This window comes from Facklamia sp. P12950 (assembly GCF_050409465.1).
In the GTDB taxonomy this organism is placed as follows: Bacteria; Bacillota; Bacilli; order Lactobacillales; family Aerococcaceae; genus Facklamia.
The window spans coordinates 1-5,413 of sequence record NZ_JBNUPK010000015.1; the positions used below are offsets into that span (position 1 = coordinate 1).

The following is a 5,413-nucleotide window of genomic DNA, read 5'->3' on the forward strand; positions in this document are numbered from 1 at the left end:
ATTTTAGATATTTTCCACACAATGATCAGATAATTTTACGTTAGGGTCTTTTATATGGAGTATCATGAGTCATAACACAGAGTCCTTTCTATTTTAGTTACCACTTTTAATAGATCGGACTTCTGTGTTTTTGTGTAGCAAAAAATAGGATGGAAGGAAGTGTTTTTTTCTTCCATCCACCCTGTTTATTATAGAACCAAAACAATAAAGCCCTTCAAGTAGTTTCTTCTAACTTGCGTGAGGGGCTTTACTATTGATCGAGCTTTCTATAAAATATTCTATGATTTTCCTACTACTTAAGCTATGCTATACTTAATTTATTCGATTTTAAAGGCGGTGAAGCAGTGAAAAATAATCCAGAGCACTTATTTGTTATCGGAGATATCCACGGAATGAGTGATGAATTAGATCAACTATTAGCAAGTTGGATACCTGAAGAAGAGCGATTGGTCTTTATTGGAGATTATATTGATCGTGGCTATGATAGTTTAGCTGTTTTAAACCGTGTATGGCAACTTCAAAAAGAAAAGAATGCCCTCTGTTTAAGAGGGAACCACGAATCCATGCTCTTAAATTTTTTGCGAAGCCCGCATAATTTTTTTAATCATTACATTATGAATGGTGGAGTAGCGACTATTTGTCAGTTATTAAATATTCCTGAAGAGAAAGTCGTAAAATCACAAGCCAGACGACTAGCTCGTCAAATTAAACAGACTTATCCTAAGCTGGAAACTTGGTTAGAGGGTCTCCCTTATTATTTTGAATATGGAGAATTCATTATTGTTCATGCTGGTGTAGATTTGTCGCTTGAAAACTGGAAAAACACTTCTGATCACGATTTTCTGTGGATTAGAGACAGCTTTCATCAAACAAAGAATTCTACCGGTAAACAAATTATTTTTGGGCACACTCCAACTATGGTGCTTCATCAGAATTACTATAATTCCAATGTTTGGCGTAAAGATATGAAATGGGGAATTGATGGTGGTTGTGTCTTTGGAGGAGAACTGCATGCTATGAAAGTTAGTAAAACGGCAGTAATTCAGATATATTCCGTCCCAGTTTTAGAAGGAGAATGATAGGATGAATAATGAAAACAATCAAGCAAATATTATCAAATCCATTAGCAACGAATTAAATATAGAAGTCAATCAAATTAATGCGGTTCTTAATTTATTGGAGGAAGGGAATACAATCCCTTTTATTTCACGTTACCGTAAAGAAATGACTGGGTCTCTAGATGAGGTTCAAATCTATGATATCGATAAACAGTATCAGTATGCTTTAAATCTCCATCAACGCAAAGAGGATGTCTTAAAAGCGATTGAGGAACAAGGGAAGCTGGATGCTGACCTTCAAGAAAATATTGAACAGGCACAGACATTACAACAAGTAGAAGACTTATATCGTCCCTTTAAGAAAAAACGTCGGACTAAAGCGATGGTGGCTATTGAGAATGGTTTAGAACCTTTAGCAAGTTGGATGCTAACTAATAAAGACTTAGATGTTCCACTGGAGCAAGAGGCCGAAAAATATCTTAACGAGTCGGTTTCATCAGTTGACAAAGCACTCGAAGGAGCCCATGAGATTATTGCTCAAGAAATATCGGATCGAGCAGATTTCCGAGAATTTATTCGAAAATATACAAAATATAATGCCTATTGGACCACTACTTTAAAAGAGCAAGACATTGACGAACGTGGAGTTTATCAAATGTATTACGATTTCCAAGAAAAACTAATGAAAATTGCTGAATATCGTGTCTTAGCCTCCAATCGTGGTGAAAAAGAAGGGGTTCTTTCAGTTAAAATCCAAGTAGATGAGGAACCGGCGCTTCAGTATATAGAAAAGCATATTCTAGATGAAGAACTGCCTAACCAACAAAAAGAGCGGATTGAGTTAGCAATTAAAGATGCCTATAAACGGTTTATTCAGCCGGCAATTGAGCGTGAAATTAGGAGTGAACAAACTGAAAGGGCAGATCGCCATGCGATTGCTATTTTTGGAGAGAACTTACGCCATTTACTTTTACAGCCTCCAATGAAGGGCTTTCGCGTACTCGGATTAGACCCTGCTTATCGTACGGGGTGCAAATTGGCGATTATTTCAGAAACTGGTCGTGTGCTAGATAAGGGTGTAATCTATCCGCATCCACCTGCAACTGACTATAAGCGCCAACAAGCAGCGACTATTTTAAAGTCAATGATTGAACAACATCAAGTTGATGTTATTGCTATTGGTAACGGAACAGCAAGTAGAGAATCTGAAGTCTTTGTAAGTGAAGTAGTTAAGCAGATTGACCGGTCTATTCGGTTTATAGTTGTTAATGAGGCAGGCGCTTCTGTATATTCAGCTAGTAAAATAGCTCGTGAAGAATTTCCTGATTATCAAGTAGAAGAAAGAAGTGCAGTTTCTATCGCAAGAAGATTGCAAGATCCTCTAGCAGAGTTGATAAAAATTGATCCGAAATCAATGGGAGTCGGACAATACCAGCACGATGTTAGCCAAAATTTATTGGCAGATGAATTGGATTTTGTCGTTAATATGACAGTCAATCAGGTAGGAGTCGACATTAATACTGCTAGTATTCAATTATTAGAACGTGTATCTGGAATGACCCATGCAACAGCTAAGAATGTGATTCTTTTAAGAGATGAGATTGGTAGGTTTGAGGATCGAAAACAGATTAAAAAAGTGAAACGCATGGGACCAAAAACCTATGAACAAGCTGTTGGTTTCTTACGCATTATAAAAGGAACAAACCCTCTAGATCAGACCTCTATTCACCCAGAATCATACGCAATTGCAGAACGGATTCTAGAAGATAATGGCTTGTCTTTAGATGAAATAGGTCAAGTAGAAAGCAGTCAAATTTTAAAATCTTTAGACACCCAGCAGATTGCTCAAACTTATCAAATTGGAAAAGAAACAGCCAAGGATATCTTGGAAGGCTTGATAAATCCTAGTCAAGATATTCGAGATGGTCAGGATGCGCCTGTTTTAAGAGACGATGTTTTGAAGCTGGAAGACTTAGAGGAAAATATGCAGTTACAGGGTGTTGTAAGAAATGTTGTCGACTTTGGCGTTTTTGTTGATATTGGAGTTAAACAGGATGGACTTATCCATATATCTAAATTAAGTTCACCAAAAGGTCGATTCATTAAGCATCCTTCTGAGCTAGTAGCCGTGGGAGATATTGTTGAAGTAGAAGTAATTTCTATTGATCGTGAACGGTCACGCATTGGATTAAAACTAATAAATCCTAAATAAAAGTTGACATAAGCGCTGCCGATTCGTTACAATATATACTATCGTTATTGATAGAGCGGTCGTGGCGGAATGGCAGACGCGCCAGCTTGAGGGGCTGGTATCCTTAAGGATGTGGAAGTTCGAGTCTTCTCGGCCGCATTAGGATTTTGGTTATGGAAGTTATAATAAAAGTTGATATTTTGTGATTATTTAAGTGGTATTTATTCGGTGTTTATATCGGATGGATACCACTTCTTTCTTTATAAAATTAAGAATTCTAGTTAATGATCTAAGTTCTTTCAAACTAATCTACTTATTAACATAAAAATGAAATAGAATGCCTTTTATCAATCTTATTCGATATTTAGCATACTTATGAATGACTAAAATTCTACATCGAACGTTAGTAATTAAGTCACAATTTCCTTCAAGCATTCAAATGTTTAAAAATAACATATCAGCTATAATACTATTGAGCAAAACGATTAAAAAAATTAATGAAAACCATTAATTTACCTTATAGTTTGTGTTAATCTTAACAAGTAGCGACAAATTATCTTGGAAGGAGTGAACCTATATATGAAAGTTATTTATTTATTTATTAACAGGTCTACTTCAGCTGTTTCTAATTAAGAAAGGAATTATTTAATGAATTTTTCAGATATTGTTGTAACACTTAGAGATTATTTATGGGATTATGTTCTTTTATATGCTTTTATTGGAATCGGATTATTTATGACTGTTCGTTTGGGTTTCCCGCAGTTTTCACGTGTTTTTCCTGCTCTGAAACGTATGATATCAGATATTATAAAGGGTAAATCAGCCAAAGAAGGTGGTATGACTCCTTTTCAATCTTTAGCTACAGCCGTTGCGGCTCAAGTAGGGACTGGCAATATAGTAGGGATTGCAACTGCTATTATTGGTGGCGGTCCGGGAGCGGCATTTTGGATGTTGGTTTCTGGCTTTTTAGGAATGTCTACAATGTTTGCTGAAGCTACCATGTCTCAAGTATTTAGGGAGAGGGAAGTTTCAGATGGTACGTTAGTTGGAGGACCTGCGTACTATATTAAAAATGGTTTAAAGCAAAAGTGGCTAGCATATATTTTTGCTGTTTTGTGCATTGTTGCACTTGGATTAGTTGGTATTATGGTTCAGGCTAACTCTATTATTTCGTCAATGAATACGGCTTTTGGTTTAAATCAATTCTTGATAGCCTGTGTTTTAATAGTGGTGGTTGGCTGGATCCTTATTGGAGGAATGGAGCGGATTGGTAAATTTTCTGAGCGTGTTGTTCCTACTATGGCCATATCATATGTTTTAGTGGCATTATTAATTATGATTTTAAACATTGATCAATTGATACCCACTATCAAGTTGATTATTAATAGCGCTTTCAATCCTCAAGCGATAGCTGGAGGAGCGCTAGGAATCAGTGTTCAGCAAGCAATGCGATATGGGTTAGCTAGAGGTTTATTTTCAAATGAGGCCGGAATGGGATCAACCCCCCATTCTCATGCAGTAGCTGTGACTTCACATCCTGCTGAACAAGGCTTTATTGCCATGATTGGTGTTTTTATATGTACTTTTATTATTTGTGTGGCAACGGTCATGATAAATCTTTTAACAGGGGCTTATTCCATTGAAACAATCCAAGCTATGACTCCTCAAGCTTTAGGTGAGTATGGTCAAATCATGACACAAACTGCTTTCCAAATTCAATTTGGAAAAATTGGAGAGTCATTCTTAGCCATCGCCTTATCAAGCTTTTCCTTAACTACAATTGTTGGTTGGTTTTTCTTTGCAGAGTCCAATGTTAAATTTATCTTTGATAATGGGAAAATCATTCATTCTTTTAAGTTAGTTGCTTTGATGGCAATTGCCATGGGTTATTTTGCAAGTCCTGGTGTAGTTTGGGATATTGCTGACTTATCAATGGGGCTAATGGCTTTACCTAATATAATTGCTCTAATCTTTTTGTCAGGTAAAACAGCAGAAGTCCTGAAAGATTATGACAAACAAGTTCAGATCGATGCAGAACATCTATCATGGGATTATAAATACGAAAAGGCTCACTAAACAAATATATTTTCACAAAAAGATCTTCTGAATTGATGTGAACCTCAAAAGTTGGAGTTTGTATTTAAACGGTTAATTGAATGGTATA

At 36.2% G+C, this 5,413-nt stretch carries 3 protein-coding genes and 1 tRNA gene; all 4 read left to right on the forward strand.

Translation table 11 applies throughout. The annotated features are described in order from the left end of the window. Window positions 1-344 precede the first annotated feature (344 nt). On the forward strand, window positions 345-1,079 hold the full coding sequence (locus tag ACQV2Q_RS08720; protein ID WP_428875545.1) for a metallophosphoesterase family protein: 735 nt from the start codon (window positions 345-347) through the stop codon (window positions 1,077-1,079). Window positions 1,080-1,083: 4 nt separating this feature from the next. Next, window positions 1,084-3,270: a Tex family protein gene (locus ACQV2Q_RS08725; RefSeq protein ID WP_428875544.1), complete on the forward strand. Its 2,187-nt coding sequence runs from the start codon at window positions 1,084-1,086 to the stop codon at window positions 3,268-3,270. A gap of 55 nt (window positions 3,271-3,325) precedes the next feature. Further along, window positions 3,326-3,408 (forward strand) — tRNA-Leu (locus tag ACQV2Q_RS08730). Between the two features lie 489 nt (window positions 3,409-3,897). After that, window positions 3,898-5,325 (forward strand): alanine/glycine:cation symporter family protein, encoded by a 1,428-nt coding sequence (locus tag ACQV2Q_RS08735; RefSeq protein WP_428875543.1) that lies wholly within the window; start codon window positions 3,898-3,900, stop codon window positions 5,323-5,325. Window positions 5,326-5,413: the final 88 nt, after the last annotated feature.